This is a genomic window from Vibrio sp. 2132-1 (genome assembly GCF_033344315.1).
This window is the reverse complement of the sequence record NZ_JAWPON010000187.1, coordinates 1-849: the sequence shown is the minus strand read 5'-3', so window position 1 is coordinate 849 and position 849 is coordinate 1. Positions and strand designations below refer to the sequence as shown.

The window sequence follows — 849 nt, the reverse complement described above, 5'->3', positions numbered from 1 at the left end:
AGATAAAGTGTGTTGATTTAACTCTTGCGTGCGCAATTCACGCTGCATGGCAACTTGTTGGTCGATGTCATCAATGTAGATACCGGTACCAAGCACCCAGTCCCATTTTTGTAGATACTCAGCGTAACCCAATTTCGGCGCCTGAGCGTTGATGGTTGGTTTGTGCCAAGAGAAATACAAAAAGCCATCGCCTTTTTGCGATGCATCAATCAAGCCAGCAATCACCGCAACGCCATTTTCATCTTTAAGGTCATACAGATTTTTACCTTCCAGCGACGGTTTGATGGCATGTAAGGTATTGATACCTTGAGAATCATACGCGAAAAAGTACCCATCACTTTCAAAGCGCATCGCTTTTAAGATTTCTTTCGCCGCTTGTTTATTACTGCCATTAACGTCAGAGTCATACAGCGGCTTAATCGCCGTTACACCCATCATCATGTAGGCTTTTAGCTCTTTCTTACGCGCATCAATCAGCTCCTGTCTGTCTCGGACGAGCTCCGCCTCCAAACTCTTACTGCTGTTGATGTAATACACCACAGAGATCAATGTCGTGATCAACAACAGAGGAATTAAGGTTATCAGCAGCAATTTGTTTCGACTTTTCAACACCATGTTTGTACCACCTCTTTTTTCTTTTCAATCTTGCAAAATCAGCTCAAATTATCTGTGAGATAGGCGGGAGTTTTTTCTCCACTTGCGCAACTAATGCTGTGGAGTTTGATGTGGATTTGATTTGCTTGGGTGCTGAAACAGTCCGTTATGCTAAACTCGCTGCCAGAAAAATTGGAGATCTCACATGCAAACACTAGCAGGAAAGAAAATTCTACTCGGCATCAGTGGCGGTAT

At 43.5% G+C, this 849-nt stretch carries 1 protein-coding gene; it reads right to left on the bottom strand.

The annotated features are described in order from the left end of the window. On the bottom strand, positions 1 to 615 hold a 615-nt coding region (locus tag R8N47_RS24310; protein WP_318185993.1), incomplete at its 3' end, for a cache domain-containing protein. Positions 616 to 849 lie beyond the last annotated feature (234 nt).